This window comes from Streptomyces sp. NPDC006510, from assembly GCF_040611955.1.
GTDB lineage: Bacteria > Actinomycetota > Actinomycetes > Streptomycetales > Streptomycetaceae > Streptomyces.
Window position 1 is genome coordinate 1 of record NZ_JBEXPH010000161.1, and the last position, 19,304, is coordinate 19,304.

General features: G+C 68.9%; 19 protein-coding genes and 1 pseudogene. 11 read left to right on the plus strand and 9 right to left on the minus strand.

Going from position 1 to position 19,304, the window contains the following annotated elements; genetic code table 11:
• A pseudogene (locus tag ABZY11_RS33545) lies at positions 1-765 on the plus strand (hypothetical protein); the annotation flags it as partial.
• 9 nt (positions 766-774) lie between these two features.
• Here ABZY11_RS33545 and ABZY11_RS33550 read toward each other — a convergent pair.
• Positions 775-1,299, minus strand: a complete 525-nt coding sequence (locus ABZY11_RS33550) for a GNAT family N-acetyltransferase (protein WP_356482779.1) — start codon at positions 1,297-1,299, stop codon at positions 775-777.
• Between the two features lie 96 nt (positions 1,300-1,395).
• Between ABZY11_RS33550 and ABZY11_RS33555 the strand changes: the two genes are divergently transcribed.
• Complete coding sequence (locus ABZY11_RS33555) at positions 1,396-2,682, plus strand: geranylgeranyl reductase family protein (RefSeq protein WP_356482780.1); 1,287 nt, start codon at positions 1,396-1,398, stop codon at positions 2,680-2,682.
• A gap of 209 nt (positions 2,683-2,891) precedes the next feature.
• Here ABZY11_RS33555 and ABZY11_RS33560 read toward each other — a convergent pair whose 3' ends face one another.
• The 5 genes from ABZY11_RS33560 to ABZY11_RS33580 form a co-directional block, all read right to left on the minus strand.
• Positions 2,892-3,461, minus strand: coding sequence for a DinB family protein (locus ABZY11_RS33560; RefSeq protein ID WP_356482781.1), 570 nt, complete (start codon positions 3,459-3,461; stop codon positions 2,892-2,894).
• Positions 3,462-3,521: 60 nt separating this feature from the next.
• The gene (locus ABZY11_RS33565; protein ID WP_356482782.1) at positions 3,522-4,766 is read right to left on the minus strand and encodes an MraY family glycosyltransferase; all 1,245 of its coding nucleotides are present in this window, start codon (positions 4,764-4,766) and stop codon (positions 3,522-3,524) included.
• Positions 4,767-4,911: 145 nt separating this feature from the next.
• Entirely contained in the window at positions 4,912-5,316 is a 405-nt protein-coding gene (locus ABZY11_RS33570) for a hypothetical protein (RefSeq protein ID WP_356482783.1), read from the minus strand.
• Positions 5,317-5,549: 233 nt separating this feature from the next.
• Positions 5,550-5,750, minus strand: a complete 201-nt coding sequence (locus tag ABZY11_RS33575; RefSeq protein ID WP_356482784.1) for a DUF397 domain-containing protein — start codon at positions 5,748-5,750, stop codon at positions 5,550-5,552.
• Between the two features lie 10 nt (positions 5,751-5,760).
• Entirely contained in the window at positions 5,761-6,609 is an 849-nt protein-coding gene (locus ABZY11_RS33580) for a helix-turn-helix transcriptional regulator (RefSeq protein ID WP_356482785.1), read from the minus strand.
• Between the two features lie 256 nt (positions 6,610-6,865).
• Between ABZY11_RS33580 and ABZY11_RS33585 the strand changes: the two genes are divergently transcribed.
• Positions 6,866-7,330: an ATP-binding protein gene (locus ABZY11_RS33585; RefSeq protein WP_356482786.1), complete on the plus strand. Its 465-nt coding sequence runs from the start codon at positions 6,866-6,868 to the stop codon at positions 7,328-7,330.
• 33 nt (positions 7,331-7,363) lie between these two features.
• Here the strand turns inward: ABZY11_RS33585 and ABZY11_RS33590 are convergent, their stop codons facing one another.
• A complete protein-coding gene (locus ABZY11_RS33590; RefSeq protein ID WP_356482787.1) occupies positions 7,364-8,725 on the minus strand; it encodes an acyltransferase family protein in 1,362 nt (453 codons plus the stop codon).
• A gap of 295 nt (positions 8,726-9,020) precedes the next feature.
• On the opposite strand from ABZY11_RS33590, the gene ABZY11_RS33595 reads away from it, so the two are divergent.
• Positions 9,021-9,437 carry a hypothetical protein gene (locus tag ABZY11_RS33595; protein WP_356482788.1) on the plus strand — a complete coding sequence of 139 codons (417 nt, stop codon included), beginning with the start codon at positions 9,021-9,023 and terminating at the stop codon, positions 9,435-9,437.
• Positions 9,438-9,519: 82 nt separating this feature from the next.
• Here the strand turns inward: ABZY11_RS33595 and ABZY11_RS33600 are convergent, their stop codons facing one another.
• Both ABZY11_RS33600 and ABZY11_RS33605 read right to left on the minus strand, forming a co-directional pair.
• On the minus strand, positions 9,520-10,755 hold the full coding sequence (locus ABZY11_RS33600; protein WP_356482789.1) for an MFS transporter: 1,236 nt from the start codon (positions 10,753-10,755) through the stop codon (positions 9,520-9,522).
• A gap of 236 nt (positions 10,756-10,991) precedes the next feature.
• A complete protein-coding gene (locus ABZY11_RS33605) occupies positions 10,992-11,825 on the minus strand; it encodes a C40 family peptidase (protein ID WP_356482790.1) in 834 nt (277 codons plus the stop codon).
• An 835-nt stretch (positions 11,826-12,660) separates the two neighbouring features.
• On the opposite strand from ABZY11_RS33605, the gene ABZY11_RS33610 reads away from it, so the two are divergent.
• The 7 genes from ABZY11_RS33610 to ABZY11_RS33640 all read left to right on the plus strand — a co-directional run.
• Positions 12,661-13,020, plus strand: coding sequence for an NADH-quinone oxidoreductase subunit A (locus ABZY11_RS33610; protein ID WP_003992243.1), 360 nt, complete (start codon positions 12,661-12,663; stop codon positions 13,018-13,020).
• Between the two features lie 18 nt (positions 13,021-13,038).
• Positions 13,039-13,593 (plus strand): NADH-quinone oxidoreductase subunit B, encoded by a 555-nt coding sequence (locus ABZY11_RS33615; protein ID WP_189546875.1) that lies wholly within the window; start codon positions 13,039-13,041, stop codon positions 13,591-13,593.
• Positions 13,590-14,312, plus strand: coding sequence for an NADH-quinone oxidoreductase subunit C (locus ABZY11_RS33620; protein WP_356482791.1), 723 nt, complete (start codon positions 13,590-13,592; stop codon positions 14,310-14,312). The genes ABZY11_RS33615 and ABZY11_RS33620 overlap by 4 nt, the downstream gene beginning before the upstream one ends.
• Positions 14,312-15,634, plus strand: a complete 1,323-nt coding sequence (locus tag ABZY11_RS33625) for an NADH-quinone oxidoreductase subunit D (RefSeq protein WP_356482792.1) — start codon at positions 14,312-14,314, stop codon at positions 15,632-15,634. The genes ABZY11_RS33620 and ABZY11_RS33625 overlap by 1 nt, the downstream gene beginning before the upstream one ends.
• A gap of 29 nt (positions 15,635-15,663) precedes the next feature.
• Positions 15,664-16,425 (plus strand): NADH-quinone oxidoreductase subunit NuoE, encoded by a 762-nt coding sequence (nuoE, locus tag ABZY11_RS33630; RefSeq protein WP_356482795.1) that lies wholly within the window; start codon positions 15,664-15,666, stop codon positions 16,423-16,425.
• Entirely contained in the window at positions 16,425-17,807 is a 1,383-nt protein-coding gene (gene nuoF, locus ABZY11_RS33635) for an NADH-quinone oxidoreductase subunit NuoF (protein WP_356482793.1), read from the plus strand. Before nuoE ends, nuoF begins: the two co-directional genes overlap by 1 nt.
• A partial coding sequence (locus tag ABZY11_RS33640) for an NADH-quinone oxidoreductase subunit G (protein ID WP_356482794.1) occupies positions 17,804-19,304 on the plus strand: 1,501 nt, incomplete at its 3' end. The genes nuoF and ABZY11_RS33640, both read left to right, overlap by 4 nt.

A 19,304-nucleotide genomic window follows, 5' to 3' on the forward strand; every position in this document is an offset into this window, starting at 1 on the left:
GGGACGACCGTCGGGATGACCGCCGAGCCCGCGCCCGCGGTTCCGCCCGCCTCCCCGGCCGGTGACCGTAGGCGCACCGCCCTCGTCTGGACCGGCACCCTCGTCGCGGCGCTGCTGGTCGGCGGCGGCGCGACCGCGGGGGTGCTGGCCCTGACGGACGGCCGGAGCGGTGACGGAGCGGCCAAGGACGACAAGCCCGCCGCCGAGGCCCGGAGCAGCAGCGCGCCCTCCGGCGAACCGACCTCTTCCCCCGACCCGTCCCCGTCCGGCAGCCCGGCCCCCACCGGCCCCGCCACCCCCTCCGCCCCCACCGTCCCCGAGGGCTTCCGGCTCGTCTCCGACACCGCCGGGTTCTCCTTCGCCGTCCCCACGGTCTGGGACCGGCAGGGCGAGGAGAACCACCAGATCACCTACGCGGGTTCCACCGGCCGGGCCGCGCTCAAGGTCGGCGTCATCCGCGACGCCCCGTACACCTCGTACGACAACTTCGTGACGCTGGAGCGGACCGCCGACGCCAACCAGAAGAACTACCGACGGCTGGAGCTGTCCGCCAACACCTTCCAGGGGCGGCCGGGCGCGATCTGGGAGTACACGTACGAGGACCGCGAGAGCGGCGAGACGATCCACGCGATCGACCAGAGCTACATCGCGGACGACGGCACCGAATACGCCATCTACACCACCGAGCGCGACGCCGACTGGCCCGGCGCCCGGCGGATCTTCGACACCGCCCTGTCCACCTGGCTGCTCAACGACATCGAATGACGCCCGGGTTCACGGCGTCAGGGCCGTCCGGAAGCAGATCACTTCCCGGCCGGACCGCGGCGTCGTGAAGCTCTCCGCCCGCTCCATCCCCAGCCGCCGGGCCACGGCGATCGACCGCTCGTTCCCCGCGTCGATCGTCGCCACCACCCGCTCCACCCCGGCCGCGCGCAGCCGCTCCAGCGTGAGGCGCGCGGCGGTGGTGGCGTAACCCCGGCCCCAGGCCGTCCGGGCCAGCCGCCAGCCGATCTCGATCTCGCCCACCGGCCCGTACCCGGTCTGCGGCCACGGCTGGGCGCCCGTGAAGCCGACCACCTCGCCGTCCTCGCCCAGCACCGTCCACAGGCAGTAGCCGAGTTCGGCGTCGAGCCTGCGCTGCCGGGCGGTCCACTCCTCGTACATCGAGAGCTCCTCCGACGCTCCGCCGAAGAACTCCATCACCTCGGGATCGTCGAACGCGCGATGCCAGGACAGCGCGTCCTCGTCGATCGGGACGCGCAGCCGTATGGAGGGAGCGCCGGGAAGCACGGTCGACATCTGGGAGCCCTTCGGAAGTTGATCAGCAGACCCCCATAGACTGCACGGGACAGGTGCCGCGCGGCACGCGATTTCGAGTCTTCGGGAGATCCGACCGTGACCGAGCAGCCCCTCTCCGAACACAGCGCGGATGTGATCGTCGTCGGGGCAGGCCCGGCCGGCTCCACGACCGCGTACTACCTCGCCAAGGCCGGACTGGACGTTCTGCTCCTGGAGAAGACGGCCTTCCCCCGCGAGAAGGTCTGCGGCGACGGCCTCACCCCGCGCGCCACCAAGCAGCTCGTCTCCATGGGCATCGACATCTCCGAAGAGGCCGGCTGGCTGCGCAACAAGGGCCTGCGGATCATCGGCGGCGGCGTCCGCCTCCAGCTGGACTGGCCCGACCTCGCCTCGTACCCGGACTACGGACTGGTCCGCAAGCGCGACGACTTCGACGAGCAACTGGCCCGCCAGGCGCAGAAGGCGGGCGCGCGGCTGTACGAGCGCTGCAATGTCGCCGCCCCGATCGTCGACGACCGCACCGGCCGCATCACCGGCGTCAACGCGAAGCTCGGCGAGGACAAGACCCCGGTCACCTTCCACGCCCCGCTCGTCGTCGCCGCCGACGGCAACTCCACCCGGCTGTCGCTCGCCATGGGCCTGCACCGCCGCGAGGACCGCCCGATGGGCGTGGCCGTGCGCACGTACTTCACCTCGCCCCGCCACGACGACGACTACCTGGAGTCCTGGCTGGAGCTGTGGGACCGCCGCGGCCCCCAGGACCGGCTGCTGCCCGGCTACGGCTGGATCTTCGGCATGGGCGACGGCACCTCCAACGTCGGCCTCGGCATCCTCAACTCCTCCTCCGCGTTCAAGGAGCTGGACTGGCGCGAGGTCCTCAAGGCGTGGTGCGCCTCGATGCCGGAGGACTGGGGCTACACCCCGGAGAACATGACGATGCCGATCCGCGGCGCCGCCCTTCCGATGGCCTTCAACCGCCAGCCGCACTACACCAGGGGCCTGCTTCTCGTCGGTGACGCGGGCGGCATGGTCAACCCGTTCAACGGCGAAGGCATCGCGTACGCCATGGAGTCGGGCCAGATCGCCGCGGACGTCATCGTCCAGGCCCACGCCCGCGCGACCCCGGCCCAGCGCGAACTGGCGCTGAACAACTACCCGAAGGTGCTCAAGGAGACCTACGGCGGCTACTACACGATGGGCCGCGCCTTCGTGAAGCTGATCGGCAACCCGAAGATCATGAAGATCGCCACCCAGCGCGGCCTGACGCACCCGCTGCTGATGAAGTTCACCCTGAAGATGCTCGCCAACCTCACCGACCCCACCGGCGGCGACGCGATGGACCGCATCATCAACGGGCTGTCCAAGGTGGCTCCGCGGGCCTGAGCCGCCCAGGCCGCCGAGGCGGGGGCACCGGTCAGGAGCGGTCCGGCGGCCGCAGTGGCCCCGATCGCCCCTGACCCGGCAGGAATCTCGCCCGGCTGATTCCTCCACTGCGCTCATTGCGGTGCAAGGGATGAACCGGGCGCCCGGAACAGCGACTCAGGTCGACGAACCGCGCTCGCGCGTCGACCGCTGCGGGAGTCCGCCCCCCGTCACTGGCCCACCCTTCCGTCGATGCACTCGCGCAACAGGTCGGCGTGCCCGCAGTGACGGGCGTACTCCTCGACCCGGTGCACCAGCAGCTCCCGGACCGCGGACCCGTCCTTCCCCAGACGCTCGCCCAGATCCGGATGTTCGGCCAGCGCGGCGTCGGTCGCGGCCTGCTCGCGCTCCAGGTCGGCGTACGCGGCGTCGACCAGGGCCTGATCGGCGACGGCTCCGTCGAAGTCCGCGTCACGCTTGCCGTACAGCTTCGGCAGCGGTTCACCGTCGCTGATCCAGTTGCGCCAGTCCCGTTCCGTCTCGGCGAGGTGCCGGACGAGGCCGAGCAGCGACATCGTGGACGGCGGAACCGACCGGCGGGCCAGTTGCTCCGCGTCCAGGCCCTCGCACTTCATCCGCAGGGTCAAGCGGTACCCCGTCAGGAAGTCGTCCAGCGTGGCAAGCTCACCGTCCGGACTGGTTCCATCGTTGTTGCGGGGGTCGTTGTCCGGGTCGGCCCACATATCGGGGTAGACGGTTGCCTGGGTCCATCGTGCGGGTTGATCAGTCATGTGCCCCATGCTCGTCTCCAAGTGCCCTGGTTCGCCAGGGAGTTTCGCTCGGAGCGGCAGTTTGCCCCGTCAGCCGTCCCGGTGGCCGGCGTCCACGCGCGTGCGGTGGTCGTCGTCCGCGGGGCGCTTTCCGCCGGTGGCGACCACGCGGCCCCTGGGCCTGCGCGGCAGCAGCCGGCGGGTGAGACCGAATTCGTAGCGGGGCTGGAGCAGCAGGACCAGGCCCACCGCGCAGACGAACGCGACCCCGAACAGCATCCAGGACTTGGCGCCCCGCGCCGAGTAGGCCACGATCCCGAACGAGAACAGCGCCGACCAGAAGTACATGAGCAGCACGGCCCGGCGGTGCGAGTGGCCGAGCTGGAGCAGTCGGTGGTGGAGATGGCCCTTGTCGGCGGCGAAGGGGGACATGCCGTTCCAGGTACGCCTGATGACGGCGAGCACAAGGTCCGCGACCGGCAGCGCGATCACGGACAGCGGCAGCAACAGCGGAATGTAGACCGGCACCATCGCGGCCGAACCGGACCTGCCGTCCACCGACTGCTTGAGGAGGCTCGGGTCGACCTCGCCCGTCACGGAGACCGCGCACCCGGCGATGAGCAGCCCGAGCAGCATCGAGCCCGAGTCACCCATGAAGATCCGGGCCGGATGCGAGTTGTGGACCAGGAAGCCGAGGCACATGCCCGCCAGGATCGCGGAGATCAGCGTGGTGGACGCGGCGGCCTCGATCCCGTAGCCGTACCAGAGCCGGTAGGCGTACAGGAAGAACGCCGTCGCCGCGATGCCCACCGTGCCGGCGGCCAGCCCGTCGAGCCCGTCGACGAAGTTGACCGCGTTGATGGAGACGACGATCAGCGCCACGGTCAGCAGCGTGCCCTGCCAGTCGGAGAGGTAGATCCCGTCGGTGCCCGGCACCGGCAGCCAGAGGATGGTCAGCCCCTGGAAGACCATCACTCCGGCGGCGAGCACCTGGCCGCCGAGCTTGACCAGCGCGTCGACGCCCCATTTGTCGTCGAGCACGCCGAGCAGACAGATCAGTGCCGCGCCGGACAGCAGCGCCCGTGGCGTCGGGCTCTGGGTGAAGATCTCTTCCAGGTGCGGCAGGTGTGAGGCGACCAGCAGTCCGGCCAGCAGTCCACCGAACATGGCCATGCCACCCAGACGCGGAGTGGGCTCGCGGTGGACGTCGCGCGCCCGGACCTCGGGGACCACCCCGATGGAGATCGCGAACTTTCTTACGGGGCCGGTCAGGATATGGGTCACCGCCGCCGTGACGAACAGCATCAGCAAGTAGTCCCGCACGGGCGGCCTCACATTCCGGCCCAGCGGGCCGATACCTGAACAGCTTCTTCCGGGGCCGCTGCTCAGGGTGGGACGGGGCCGGTGGCGAGTCCGATGCGATGGCACTTGAAGCCCGGACCCCGATCGAAGCCCCTCGCTGCGCCCCGGCGAGCCTAACTCATACGGATTTTCGTGCGACGGGGAGCGGGTCGGGGTGATGGGGGTGGGCGTGGGCGTCGAGTGATACGTACGTCATCGGGCGGACGTGCCATTCGATGTGCCGGCCACCGCGCAGCAGGAGCGTGAACCCGCAGGGTTCGCCGCGATGGAGTGCCCCCAGGGCCTGGACCCAGCCGTCCTGGTCCGACCAGTGGAGGGCGCGGGCCAGTTCGCGCGGCGTGAGGCCGAAGAGATGGTTCGCCCGGAGCTGGACGCGGATGGCGCGGACGGCCTCCTGGGGCGTGGCCATGATGCGCAGGCCGATCGGCTCGGGGACGAAGCCGGTGGCGGGGCCGTAGCGGAGGGCCTCGAACCGGTAGCCGTGTCGGAGAACCGGTCGTAAGGGGGTGAGGGGTGTACGCATCGTCGACCGTCCGATCGCAGCGCTATGGAGTACGCACGCCAAATGGGGTGCGGGCAGCGGGAGTTGTGACGCCGCTCGGCACGGCGGGGAACGATTGCCCGGCCGTCGCGGCGACGTGGAGTGACCGTAGCGTCACGGGTGGTGGCGGTGCAACAGTGGGACGCCCCTAAGTTGCGCCGGGCATGCGAAACGCCCTCCGCCGTGCGTAGCTGGAGGGCGTCTGCGGCCGGATCTCAGATCAGGTGGTCGAACTCCCCGGCCTTCACACCGAGCACGAAAGCGCGCAGCTTGGCGACGCTGGTGGTGACGATGACGTCGGGTTCGTCGCTCTCGCGCATCTTGATCGATCCGTCGACGGGGGCCAGTTCGATGCAGCTCTGATTGTTGTCCGCTCCGGAGAAAGAGGATTTCTGCCAGCTGATTGCGTCGGTCATGCCGATGGACTCACATTTCCTGTGCGATGCGTTGGATGAATGAAGCGGACTCCTTCGTGTCGAGCGAAATGGACTCGATGGAGTCGAACAGGGCTCGGTATCGGGTCAGTTGGGCCTCGGCGTCCAGGAATCCCGCGTCGAAAGCGGTGTCCAGCTGGACGGTGTCGAGCGCCGGGATGCTGCCCCCGGCGTACAGCGTCGAGTGCACCGAACCTGTGATCCGCGTGGTGAACGGGATGATGCGGATCGTCACGGATGGCCAGGTGGAGACCTCGTGCAGGAAGGCGAGTTGCGCCCGCATGGTGTCGGGATCGCAGTACCGCATGCGCAGTGCGGCCTCGTGGATGAATGCTTCGAACGGGGTCGGCTTGTGTCGGTCGAAAATGTCGCGCCGCCTGGTGCGGTGCTCGACCCGGGCATTCAGCTCGTCGGCGGGAAGATCGGAAATGCCGCTCCGGATGATCGCCCGCGCATACGACTCCGTCTGGAACACGCCGGGGATGTTGAGCATCTGGATGGCGCGGATACAGGACGCCTTGTGCTCAAGCTCGGCCAGATCCAGGAATCCGGGCGAGAGTATTCCGCGGTAGTCGTCCCACCATCCTTTGGTGCGCTCCTCGGCCATCTCGGCCAGGGCGTCCACCAGGTGCTTGTCGGTGGCCGAGTAGTGGGCCGCGAGCCGGCGTACCCGTTCGCTGCTCACTCCGTACCGGCCGGACTCGATGTGGCTGATCTGGGCTCGCTCGCCGCCCAGGTAGGCGGCGGCCTCGCTCCCGGACATCCCGGCGCGCTCGCGAAGCTTGCGAAGTTCTGCGCCCAATCGCTTCTGCCTGGCGGTCGGGTAGCTCCTTGGTGGCATGGGCCCTCCCCTTCGTGCGGGTACGAGTCTGCCGTCCCACCGTGCCGGTGGTCCACTCGTATGGGTGCTACGGCCGTCACACTGTTGCGCCGTCCCATTGTTGTGCCCTAGCGTCCCGTGATGTCGAGCCGATGCTCGATGGGCCCGAAGTGCAGCCACCCGCAAGCAAGTTGACCGCTCGCGGGACCGGCCGATGCCACGGGCCACGCTCACCGCGCAACGCCCCGGAGACCGCCTCACGCAGGGAGACCGCACCGTGACCCCCGTAACCGCTCCTCCAGCACCCACCTCCCACCTTCCTCAACGCGGCGAGCGCTACCGGCTCGTCGCGCCGAACACCCCCACCGCCCCCAAGATCGTGCGGGACTTCGTGTCGACGGTGTTGTGGGCCACCGGGCATCCCCGGCTCGTCGACGACGCCCGGCTCTGTGTGAGCGAGGTCATCTCCAACGCGTACTGCCACACGGACTCACCGCAGGTCCGGGTGGAGGTCACCGTCAACCACCGGCAGGTGACGGTCTACGTGACGGACGACGAACCCGGCCGCCTGCCCACACCCCCGCCTCCTCGCCCCCCGGGACCGGATGCCGATGCGGACGAGAGCGGCCGGGGGCTCCTGCTCGTGGACGCTCTCGCCGCCCGGTGGGGGACCACCGCGTACGGGGACCGCTCGCCGCACTCGAAGACCGTGTGGTTCACCCTCACCGCCGCCGGACGCTGAGGCGCCCCGACCCGCACGCAGGGCGCAAGGCTGTCACCCGCTGCCCTGCCGGGAGAGAGTCCGGCCACCTGCATGGCGAGCAGCCAACTGAACGGGCACGGTGCGAGAGCCCTGCCCGACAACGGCCTTCGGGGCGGTCCGCTCCCGTACGACGAGCAGGCCTGCCAGCACCAGCGCCACCCAGAGCACCGGACCGAGCGGATTTCCGGGGGAAATGAAACCTTGCGCGGCAAGTCCGAGAAGGCCGCCGGCGGAAAGCACGGCCGCGAGAACGACCTTGCCGAGGCTCATTTCCGATGCCGTACCGGAACGGCGACGGAATTCGAACCGGCCGAATATTCTGGTGAAGCACACCAGGAAGAATCCCGAAACGCCGACCCACAGCGGTGCCACCGCGAACCACATCGGGCTGCCGGGCGTCGGTGTCGCGAAGCCGAGTCCGACAATGGCGATTCCCGCCGTTATCACGAGCGCGGGCATGTGCCAGAGGTACAGGGTCATGAAGCGGGTTCCGCACCATTGCAGGAAGGCGGTGGCCACCGGGCGTCCGGCGAATCGCGTCAGGGCCGGCTTGAGCGTCAGCCAGAGTCCGAGCTGGCCGATCGTCAGCGACAACATCAGTGCGGTCGGAGGGCTCATGTTGGATACCGGGGCCCCGGGCATTCCGATCATGGACGCCGGGTAGGGCCCGAAGAACACGGCGGCCGCGGTGAGTCCGAAGCCGGCGGTGGCCAGACCCAACGATGCCCGCGCGTTCCGCATGCGCAGGCCGCCGTCGGCGTAGTGGAAGCCGAATTGGTGGGCCGTCAGCCAGACGAACAGGGCGTTCACGAAACCGATCGCGGGGCTGACCTCGAAGCGCAGCACATCGACGACCAGGGCGCAGGCCGCGAGTACGCCGATCACCCGCCATCCGTACCGCCGGTACCACCTGAACATCACCGGCGTGAGCGCGACCACGAGCACATAGACGGCGAGGAACCAGAGCAGCTGCCCGGCTATTTTGCCCGCCATCAGCACCGGTTGCTGAGGCACTCCCGCGCCGATCAACGCGTGAGGCAGCAGCAGCCACACGGCTGCCAGGGGTATGACCGGCACCAGAAGACGCGCGATTCTGCTCCGGAGCCAGGTGTGCACCGATTTCGCCGATCGGAACGAGAAGAAATTGGCGGCTCCGCCGGCGAAGAACACCATGGGCATGACCTGCGTCAGCCATGTGACGATCCACCAGCCGGGACTTGCGAGGGCATTCCCGGTGCTCAAATGCCCATTCTCATAGGCCAGTACGGGCATGAGCCAGTGCTGGGAAATCACGGCCAGCACACACAGTGCTCTGATGATGTCTATGAATGAATCGCGACCGCGACCGGGCGAATGAGCCTGCGTCTGCTGCATGCAATCATCGTGCAGTCAGCGGGCGATACGGGCAGTAATGCGGCCCCCCGAATTCATTGGGGTGCCAGCACCGCGCGCCGTGGTGGGGTTCTCCCCACCATGGCCCCGATCGTGTTCGTGCGGAACGGGCGGGTCCGAATCCTGCCGACCGGGGCACGTGCGATTCGGAGATCCAGAGAAGTTCCCGGCAAGGCCGGGCCGGCCGAGATCGGTGTCGCATTCTCCATGTCCGGGGCGGCAACCGGCCCTACGCTGGTTCGGTCCGACCGGGCAATTCCGTCAAATGGAGGATCATATGCGCGCACGCCTCGCCGCCGTCGTCGGAACGGTCGTCCTGGGCGCCGGGATGCTGGTCAACGCACCCGCCGCCCACGCGGCCGACCCCGTCAGCGAGTTCGACGTCACTGTCGGAAACACCTACACCAGAGGCACGATCACCTGGCACAACCGGTCGGTCACCGTGGCCGGCGAACAGAAGTCGGTCTCCTCGTCGAGCTGCCGGGGAACCACCGCCTTCACCCTCGATGCCGCCAACAAGCAGTTGGGCCTCAACTACACCTCCCGAACGTGCGGCGCCAGCGAGACGTTCACCCCGTTCACCGTGCCGGCGGACGTTCCTGGCGGAGCCGCAGTCGTACGGATCTGCCTCGACGACGGCGCGCTCCCGGCGACCTACTACAGCTGCAAGCGCTACGGGCGCCCGTCGAGCTGACCCGGGTCCTGAAGGACCTGGCTTGAGGGGGCCGCCCGGCAAGCTGTTGGGCGGCTTCCTCCGTCCAGGCACCCCTTCGAGGTCATCTCAGCCGGTGAGCCCCCGCGACGCCGAAGCGCCCGGAGCGCGGCCCCGTCACGATCGCCACGACCACCGCGAGGGCCGCGACCGCGCCGCCGAGCAGCATGACCGCCGACACGGACACGCGGTCGAGTACGGCTCCGCCCGCCAGGGCGCCGAGGGCGAAGGTCGCCTGGAAGGACGCGGTGAACAGGACGGACGCCGCTTCGGGCGCGTCGGACGCGGCCCTGGCGAACCAGGTCTGCGAGCAGACCGGCACCGCGCCGTAGGCGACACCCCAGACGACCAGCAGCGCGACGGCTCCGGCCTCCCACTTGCCCAGGACCGGGAGCAGCGCGGTCGCGGCGGCGATCAGTCCCGCGGCGAGGGAGACCGCGGCGCGCGGGTGGCGTGTCACGAGTGCGCCGCCGACGAAGTTGCCGACGATCCCGGCGGTTCCGTAGACCAGCAGGAACACCGTGATCAGGGCCGGACCGGCGTGCGTGACCTGTTCCAGGAAGGGGGTGACGTAGGTGTACGTCGCGAAGTGCGACAGAACGATGAGGAAGGTGAGGAGCAGGGCGAACCGGGTGCCGGGCCGGCCGAGCACGGCATGCAGCAGGCTCGCGCGGGTGACCTGTGCCGGCGGCAGGGCCGGAACCACCAGGAGCATCAGGGCCAGTACGCCCACGCTCAGCAGCCCCATGACCACGAACGCCGTCCGCCAGCCGGCCAGTCCGCCGATGAACGTACCGACGGGGACGCCGAGCACGGAGCCCAGCGGGACGGCCGAGAAGATCACCGCTGTCGCCCGGCCGACCGACGCCGGGCGGACCAGCCGGCCGGCCAGTCCGGCCGCGATGGACCAGAAGCCGCCGATGGTGATCCCGACCATCACCCGGGAGACCAGGACGAGGCGGTAGTCGGTCGCGGCGGCGATGAGGAAATCGGCCAGGGCCAGCAGGAGCACGAAGGCGCAGAGCATCAGGCGCCGGTCGACCCGTGCCGTCGCCATGGTGACCAAGGGGGCGGAGAGAGCCGCGAGGAGTCCGGGCATGGTCATCATCAGGCCCGCCGTGCCGTCCGAGACGGCGAAGTCGGACCCGATCGACGTGAGCAGGCCGATGGGCAGGATCTCGGTGGTGACGATCGAGAAGATGCCCAGCATCACGGAGACGACGGCGAGCCGGCCGCGCAAGTCGGTGCGGGGAGGAAGGCCGGTGTGTTCGGAAGGGGTGGTGGCCGCGGTCGTGGTCATGGCGGGTGCCGTCCTGTGCTCGGTGACGCGAGGGCTGTTCGCCCCAGTTCACAAGCGCCGGTGGACGGTGTCCGGCAGGTTCGCGACGTCGACGCCGCCGGCCGGGGTTGATGTCGCTTTTCCGCCGGAGGACCGGAAACGGCGAAGGGCCGTCGCTCCCGAGCGGGGGAGTGACGGCCCTTCACCGCGCGCCGCGAAGGCGCTTGTGAATCCGTGAACCCGGAGGTCGCGCCGAATCAGAGAACGCGGACCGCGCCCGACGGCGGGTCGTAGGAGAGCGGGCGCTGCACCACACCGGTGCTGGAGTTCTGCGCACCGACGAACTCGCCGCCGCCCACGTAGACCCCGACGTGGTACGCGCTGCCCGCGCCGCCCCAGTACAGGATGTCGCCCGGCTGGAGGTTGCTCAGCGAGACCTGGGTGCCGGCGGTGGACTGGGCCTGCGAGACGCGCGGCAGGTCGACACCGACCGAACGGAACGCGGCCTGGACGAGGCCGGAGCAGTCCCACGAGTTGGGGCCGGTGCCACCGGAGACGTACGCGTCGCCGACCTGGGCCTGCGCGAAGGCGACGACGGACGCTGCGGAGCCGGTCGCGCTCGACGAGGAGGAAGAGGAGGCCGTGGAGACGGCCGTGCCGGTGCTGGAGCCGGAGGTCGCGCTGAGCGTCGTACGGGCGGTGGAGCGGGAAGCGCGCTCGGCGGCCTCCGCCTTGGCCTTGGCGGCTGCCTCGGCCTTCTTCTTGGCCTCCGCCTTGCGGACCGCCTCGGCCTTGGCCTTCTTGGCGGTCTTGGCCGCGGTGGCGGCTGCGGCGTCCTCCTGGGCCTGCGTCTGCAGGTCCTGGGCGACCTGCTGCGTGGCCTGGGCGGACGCGGCGACGGCGGTGGAGAGCCCGGAGGTGATGGTGGGCATCTCGATGGTCTGGGTCACCGGCTCGGCCTGGGCCGGACCGGCAGCGCCTGCGACCGCGATGGTGCTGAGGACGCCACCGGCAACTCCGGCCCGCAGTGCCGTCTTCGAGGCGTTTCGGCGGGGCTTCCGGTGGCTGGGTATGTGAGCGGTGTGGGACATGAGTACTAGCGCTATCAGGGCCTCGGGGCTCCCATCAAGAAACGTGTGTTGCGACACAGTTACGTCCGGAATCTGTGAATCCGCTTTCCGCAGGCCCTTATTGACGCCGTAACGGGCAAAACAGGCATGCCTGATCACCGCTGTGATCACGGACTTTCGGCAATACGCCCGAATTGCCCGCCACTTACCATCCGTTCGCACCGATGGCCAAGCCCGCTTTTATTGGCGCCCGTGCGGAGTGACGCAGGTCACAGCGTGATCGCGCCATGGTGACGCCGTGGTCGCCATGTGGCTGCGGCGTGCCGGGTGTGGGTGCGCCCGGCGTCCGGGGTGTCGTCGGTTTCCGGCCGACGGCCGATTCGCCCCGCCCGTTCATCTCGCCCATTCCCCCTCTGCTCGTTCATCCCGAAGATCGTGAATGTGTGCACACGTCCACTTCGCTCCTCGGGACCCCTCGTCGGAGTGAGCCCAGAGTGGGACGGATCCTCATATCACGCTCAGGGTGTCCATTGCCAATTTGCTTCTTCGGGTATCTGATTGTTAGAGGAAAAAGCCTCTTGACCAGCACGGACGGCATCGGTTGTCACGTCTCGTGATCACTCGGCCGCTTTGCGTACGAAGATCACTGCTGAGGTGACTTCGTGACCCTTCGCCGGGTGGTGGAGATCACAAACTCGTTGTTGTAACCCGTGTCGCAGATCACAGGACGGCAGGCATAGGATGCGGGGCAGTCGGGCTTGTGAACTGCCTCACATGTGCACGATCTTGGTGGGGTGGTGAGCCGAATCGCCCGATGCGGTCCAACGGTCAAGGACGACTGGAAGGAGCGAGGAGCGTGAATGCCTACGCGCCCATCCTCGTGCTCGGCGCCCTCGGGGCAGGGTTTGCGATCTTCTCCGTGGTCATGGCCACGCTTATCGGCCCGAAGCGGTACAACCGAGCAAAGCTCGAAGCGTACGAGTGCGGTATCGAACCCACCCCCACTCCGGCCGGAGGCGGCCGCTTCCCCATCAAGTACTACCTGACGGCGATGCTCTTCATCGTCTTCGACATCGAGATCGTCTTCCTCTATCCCTGGGCGGTCACCTTCGACGCCCTGGGGATCTTCGGGCTCGTGGAGATGCTGCTCTTCGTGCTCACCGTCTTCGTCGCCTATGCGTATGTATGGCGTCGCGGCGGCCTGGAATGGGACTGAGGGGCTGAGGGGCACACCATGGGACTCGAAGAGAAGCTGCCCAGCGGCTTCGTGCTGACCACTGTCGAGCAGGCCGCCGGCTGGGTGCGGAAGTCCTCCGTCTTCCCGGCCACCTTCGGCCTCGCCTGCTGCGCCATCGAGATGATGACGACCGGGGCCGGGCGCTACGACCTGGCCCGTTTCGGGATGGAGGTCTTCCGCGGATCGCCGCGGCAAGCGGATCTGATGATCGTGGCAGGACGGGTCAGCCAGAAGATGGCTCCCGTCCTGCGGCAGGTCTACGACCAGATGCCCAACCCCAAGTGGGTGATCTCCATGGGGGTTTGCGCATCATCGGGCGGAATGTTCAACAATTACGCCATTGTTCAGGGTGTTGATCATATTGTGCCGGTTGACATCTATTTGCCCGGCTGTCCGCCGCGGCCCGAGATGCTGATGGACGCGATCCTCAAGCTCCACCAGAAGATCCAGACCTCCAAGCTCGGGGTCAACGCGGAGGAGGCCGCCCGCGAGGCGGAGGACGCGGCACTCAAGGCGCTGCCCCTGATCGAGATGAAGGGGCTGCTGCGGTGAGCGAGAGCCAGAACCACGACGAGAAGAACCACAACGGCGTGCCCGCCCCGCGCGATGACGCCGGGATCATCGGCGTACGCAAGGGCATGTTCGGCGCCAACAACGGCGGCGACACCTCCGGCTACGGCGGCCTCGTCCGCACCGTGACCCTGCCGGGCGCCACGTCCCGTCCGTACGGCGGCTGGTTCGACGAGGTCGCCGACGAGCTCGAAGGGGCCCTGGAGGAGCAGGACCTGCTTCCCGGGAACGCCATCGAGAAGACCGTCGTCGACCGCGGCGAGTTCACCTTCCACATCGCCCGCGAGCACCTTGTCCAGGTCGCCCGGACCCTGCGCGACGACCCGGCGCTGCGCTTCGAGCTCTGTACGGGGGTGAGCGGTGTCCACTTCCTCGGCGACAAGGGCCGCGAGCTGCACGCCGTCTACCACCTGCGCTCGCTCACGCACGGCCGGCTGATCCGCCTGGAGGTGTCGGTCCCGGACAGCGATCCGCACATCCCGTCCCTCGTCGAGGTCTATCCGACCAACGACTGGCACGAGCGTGAGGCATACGACTTCTTCGGGCTCGTCTTCGATGGGCATCCCGCCCTCACCCGGATCATGATGCCGGACGACTGGCAGGGCTTCCCGCAGCGCAAGGACTATCCGCTCGGCGGCATCGCCGTCGAGTACAAGGGCGCCCAGATCCCGGCTCCGGACCAGCGGAGGTCGTACTCCTGATGTCTACTCCCCATGCAACACCTCGGGCGACGACCGAGGGGACTGTATATACAGTCACCGGCGGCGACTGGGACGAGGTCGTCGAGTCGGCGGTCAAGTCCGACGACGAGCGCATCATCGTCAACATGGGCCCCCAGCACCCGTCCACGCACGGGGTGCTGCGGCTGATCCTGGAGATCGACGGCGAGACCGTCACCGAGGCCCGCTGCGGCATCGGCTACCTCCACACCGGCATCGAGAAGAACCTCGAATTCCGGAACTGGACCCAGGGCACCACCTTCGTGACGCGTATGGATTACCTGACGCCGTTCTTCAACGAGGCGGCGTACTGCCTGGGCGTCGAGAAACTCCTCGGCATCGAGGACCAGATCCCCGACCGGGCCACCGTCCTGCGCGTGCTCCTGATGGAGCTCAACCGGATCTCCTCGCACCTGGTGTGCATCGCCACCGGCGGCATGGAGCTCGGCGCCACCACGATCATGATCTACGGCTTCCGCGATCGTGAACTCGTTCTCGACCTCTTCGAGCTGATCACCGGCCTGCGCATGAACCACGCGTTCATCCGCCCCGGCGGACTCGCCCAGGACCTGCCGCCCGGCGCGATCGACCAGCTGCGCGAGTTCGTGAAGACCATGAAGAAGAACCTGCCGGAGTACGACAAGCTCGCCACCGGCAACCCCATCTTCAAGGCCCGTATGCAGGATGTCGGCTATCTCGACCTGACCGGCTGCATGGCACTCGGCGCCACCGGCCCGATCCTGCGCTCCGCCGGGCTCCCGCACGACCTGCGCAAGACCGAGCCCTACTGCGGGTACGAGAACTACGAGTTCGACGTCCCCACCGCCGACACCTGCGACGCCTACGGCCGCTTCCTCATCCGCCTGGAGGAGATGCGCCAGTCGCTGCGGATCGTCGAGCAGTGCATCGACCGGCTCGCCCCCGGTCCCGTGATGGTCGCCGACAAGAAGATCGCCTGGCCGGCCCAGCTCGCACTCGGTCCGGACGGGCTCGGCAACTCGCTCGACCACATCAAGAAGATCATGGGCACCTCCATGGAGGCCCTGATCCACCACTTCAAGCTGGTGACCGAGGGCTTCCGGGTCCCGGCCGGACAGGTGTACACCGCGGTCGAGTCACCCAAGGGCGAACTCGGCGTGCACGTCGTCTCGGACGGCGGCACCCGCCCCTACCGGGTCCACTTCCGCGACCCGTCCTTCACCAACCTTCAGGCCATGGCGGCGATGTGTGAGGGCGGCCAGGTCGCCGACGTCATCGTCGCCGTCGCGTCCATCGACCCCGTGATGGGAGGCGTCGACCGGTGACCGAAGCACGTCAGGAAGTCAGTCTGGGGATGCCGCAGCTCCCCGCCCCCGCCTACCCGGCCGAGGTGCGCGCCAGGCTCGAAGCGGACGCGAAGGAGGTGATCGCCCGCTACCCCGGCAGCCGCTCCGCCCTGCTGCCGCTGCTGCACCTGGTGCAGTCCGAGGAGGGATACGTCTCCCGCACGGGCATGGCGTTCTGCGCCGAGCTGCTCGGCCTCACCACCGCCGAGGTCACCGCGGTCGCCACCTTCTACACGATGTACCGGCGCAGGCCGAGCGGTGACTACCAGGTCGGTGTCTGCACCAACACCCTGTGCGCCGTGATGGGCGGCGACGCCATCTTCGACCGGCTCAAGGAGCACCTCGGCGTCGGCAACGACGAGACGACCGAGGACGGGAAGATCACCCTCGAACACATCGAGTGCAACGCGGCCTGCGACTTCGCCCCCGTGGTGATGGTCAACTGGGAGTTCTTCGACAACCAGACGCCCGAGAGCGCGACCCGCCTGGTCGACGACCTGATCGCCGGGCGCACCGTCGAACCCACCCGCGGCGCCCCGCTCTGCTCCTACAAGGAGACCGCCCGGATCCTGGCCGGCTTCCCCGACGAGCGCCCCGGTGCCGTCGAAGCCTCCGGCGGCGCGGGCCCCGCCTCGCTGATCGGTCTCCGGCTCGCCAGGGGCGAGGAGCCGCCCCCGAGGGTCGTCGCCCCGCGGGGCGAGTCGGGGCACGCCGATACCCCGCAGGACCCGAACCACCCGGCCGGCCCGACCGCCGAGGAGGGGGAGTGATGACGTTGACGACCGAGATCAACGACAACGGAAGCGGCAACGGTAGCGGGGGCAACCCCGAGAAGCTGCTCGCCCCCGTCCTCTCCGCCTTCTGGGACGAGCCGGAATCCTGGACCCTGGAGACCTACCGGCGCCACGAGGGATACGAGGGACTGCGCAAGGCCCTCGCCATGGCACCGGACGACCTCATCGCGTACGTCAAGGACTCCGGTCTGCGCGGCCGCGGCGGCGCGGGCTTCCCCACCGGGATGAAGTGGCAGTTCATCCCGCAGGGCGACGGCAAACCGCACTATCTGGTGGTCAACGCCGACGAATCGGAACCGGGCACCTGCAAGGACATCCCGCTCCTGTTCGCCAACCCGCACAGCCTCATCGAGGGCATCGTGATCGCCTGTTACGCGATCCGTTCGTCGCACGCGTTCATCTACTTGCGCGGTGAGGTCGTCCCCGTGCTGCGACGTCTGCACGAGGCCGTACGAGAGGCGTACGAGGCGGGTTATCTGGGGACGAACGTCCTGGGCTCAGGGCTCGATCTGGAACTCACGGTGCACGCCGGTGCCGGCGCGTACATCTGTGGTGAGGAAACCGCGCTGCTCGACTCTCTCGAAGGACGGCGTGGCCAGCCCCGGCTGCGACCTCCCTTCCCCGCGGTCGCCGGTCTGTACGCCTGCCCCACTGTGGTGAACAACGTCGAGTCCATCGCCTCGGTTCCCGCGATCCTGAACCGGGGCAAGGACTGGTTCAAGTCGATGGGCAGCGAGAAGTCCCCCGGCTTCACGCTGTACTCGCTCAGCGGGCATGTCGCGGGCCCCGGCCAGTACGAGGCACCGCTCGGCATCACGCTGCGCCAGCTGCTCGACATGAGCGGCGGCATGCGCCCCGGCCACCGGCTGAAGTTCTGGACCCCGGGCGGCTCGTCCACCCCGATGTTCACCGACGAACACCTCGACGTACCCCTCGACTACGAGGGCGTCGGCGCCGCCGGCTCCATGCTCGGGACCAAGGCGCTCCAGTGCTTCGACGAGACGACCTGCGTCGTGCGGGCCGTCACCCGCTGGACCGAGTTCTACGCCCACGAGTCCTGCGGCAAGTGCACGCCCTGCCGCGAAGGCACCTACTGGCTGGTCCAGTTGCTCCGCGACATCGAGGCCGGCAAGGGACAGATGGCCGACCTCGACAAGCTGAACGACATCGCCGACAACATCAACGGCAAGTCCTTCTGCGCCCTCGGCGACGGCGCAGCCTCGCCGATCTTCTCCTCGCTGAAGTACTTCCGCGAGGAGTACGAGCAGCACATCACGGGCAAGGGCTGCCCCTTCGATCCCGCCAGGTCGACCGTCTGGGCCGACGACAAGAACGCTCACCAGGGGGTGAACGCATGACAGTCACCACGAGTGCGCCCTCCGGGGGCGGCGAGGCGGCCATCCCGCCCGAGGACCTGGTCACGCTGACCATCGACGGCATCGAGATCAGCGTGCCCAAGGGCACCCTGGTCATCCGGGCCGCCGAACTCCTCGGCATCGAGATCCCGCGCTTCTGCGACCACCCGCTCCTCGACCCGGCCGGCGCCTGCCGCCAGTGCATCGTCGAGGTCGAGGGCCAGCGCAAGCCGATGGCGTCCTGCACCATCACCTGCACCGACGGCATGGTGGTGAAGTCGCAGCTCACCTCGCCGGTCGCCGACAAGGCCCAGAAGGGTGTGATGGAGCTGCTGCTCATCAACCACCCGCTGGACTGCCCGGTCTGCGACAAGGGCGGCGAGTGCCCGCTGCAGAACCAGGCGATGTCGCACGGCGAGGCGGACTCCCGCTTCGACGGCAAGAAGCGGACGTACGAGAAGCCCGTCCCGATCTCCACCCAGGTGCTGCTGGACCGCGAGCGGTGCGTGCTCTGCGCGCGCTGCACCCGGTTCTCCAACCAGGTGGCGGGCGACCCGATGATCGAGCTGATCGAGCGCGGCGCGCTCCAGCAGGTCGGTACCGGCGAGGGCGACCCGTTCGAGTCGTACTTCTCCGGGAACACCATCCAGATCTGCCCGGTCGGGGCGCTGACCTCGGCGGCGTACCGGTTCCGCTCCCGCCCCTTCGACCTGGTGTCCTCGCCGTCGGTCTGCGAGCACTGCGCGGGTGGCTGCGCGACCCGCACCGACCACCGGCGCGGCAAGGTCATGCGGCGGCTCGCCGCCAACGACCCCGAGGTCAACGAGGAGTGGGTCTGCGACAAGGGCCGCTTCGGCTTCCGCTACGCGCAGCAGCGGGACCGGCTCACCACTCCGCTGGTACGCAACGCGGACGGCGTCCTGGAACCGGCGAGCTGGCCCGAGGCGCTGGCCGCCGCGGCCGCCGGTCTGTCCGCCGCACGCGGCAGGGCGGGTGTCCTCACGGGCGGCCGGCTGACCGTCGAGGACGCCTACGCGTACAGCAAGTTCGCCCGGATCGCGCTGGACACGAACGACATCGACTTCCGGGCCCGGGTCCACAGCGGCGAGGAGGCCGACTTCCTGGCCGCCCGCGTCGCCGGGCGCGGCCGGGACCTGGACGGCGCGGGGGTCACGTACACCTCGCTGGAGAAGGCCCCGACGGTGCTGCTGGTCGGCTTCGAGTCGGAGGAGGAGGCGCCCGGCGTCTTCCTGCGGCTGCGCAAGGCCAACCGCAAGCACGGACAGCGCACCTACGCCATCGCCTCGCACGCCACCCGCGGCCTGGAGAAGGCAGGCGGCACGCTGCTTCCCGCCGCACCCGGCACCGAGACCGAGTGGCTGGACGCGATCGCGGGCGGCGTCGGACTCGACGGCGACGGAGCCGCGGCGGCCTCGGCGTTGCGCGGGCCGTCCGCGTACTTCACGTCGAACTGGGTGGCCCGGACCGTCGCGTCCTTCA

Coding starts and splice junctions, on each gene's coding strand:
- ABZY11_RS33605 (WP_356482790.1), bottom strand. CDS start 11,825: ATGTCCCACACCGCTCACATACCCAGCCACCGGAAGCCCCGCCGAAAC.
- nuoE (WP_356482795.1), top strand. CDS start 15,664: ATGCCGCAGCTCCCCGCCCCCGCCTACCCGGCCGAGGTGCGCGCCAGG.
- nuoF (WP_356482793.1), top strand. CDS start 16,425: ATGACGTTGACGACCGAGATCAACGACAACGGAAGCGGCAACGGTAGC.
- ABZY11_RS33590 (WP_356482787.1), bottom strand. CDS start 8,725: ATGCAGCAGACGCAGGCTCATTCGCCCGGTCGCGGTCGCGATTCATTC.
- ABZY11_RS33615 (WP_189546875.1), top strand. CDS start 13,039: ATGGGACTCGAAGAGAAGCTGCCCAGCGGCTTCGTGCTGACCACTGTC.
- ABZY11_RS33600 (WP_356482789.1), bottom strand. CDS start 10,755: ATGACCACGACCGCGGCCACCACCCCTTCCGAACACACCGGCCTTCCT.
- ABZY11_RS33570 (WP_356482783.1), bottom strand. CDS start 5,316: ATGCGTACACCCCTCACCCCCTTACGACCGGTTCTCCGACACGGCTAC.
- ABZY11_RS33595 (WP_356482788.1), top strand. CDS start 9,021: ATGCGCGCACGCCTCGCCGCCGTCGTCGGAACGGTCGTCCTGGGCGCC.
- ABZY11_RS33575 (WP_356482784.1), bottom strand. CDS start 5,750: ATGACCGACGCAATCAGCTGGCAGAAATCCTCTTTCTCCGGAGCGGAC.
- ABZY11_RS33580 (WP_356482785.1), bottom strand. CDS start 6,609: ATGCCACCAAGGAGCTACCCGACCGCCAGGCAGAAGCGATTGGGCGCA.
- ABZY11_RS33625 (WP_356482792.1), top strand. CDS start 14,312: ATGTCTACTCCCCATGCAACACCTCGGGCGACGACCGAGGGGACTGTA.
- ABZY11_RS33550 (WP_356482779.1), bottom strand. CDS start 1,299: ATGTCGACCGTGCTTCCCGGCGCTCCCTCCATACGGCTGCGCGTCCCG.
- ABZY11_RS33560 (WP_356482781.1), bottom strand. CDS start 3,461: ATGGGGCACATGACTGATCAACCCGCACGATGGACCCAGGCAACCGTC.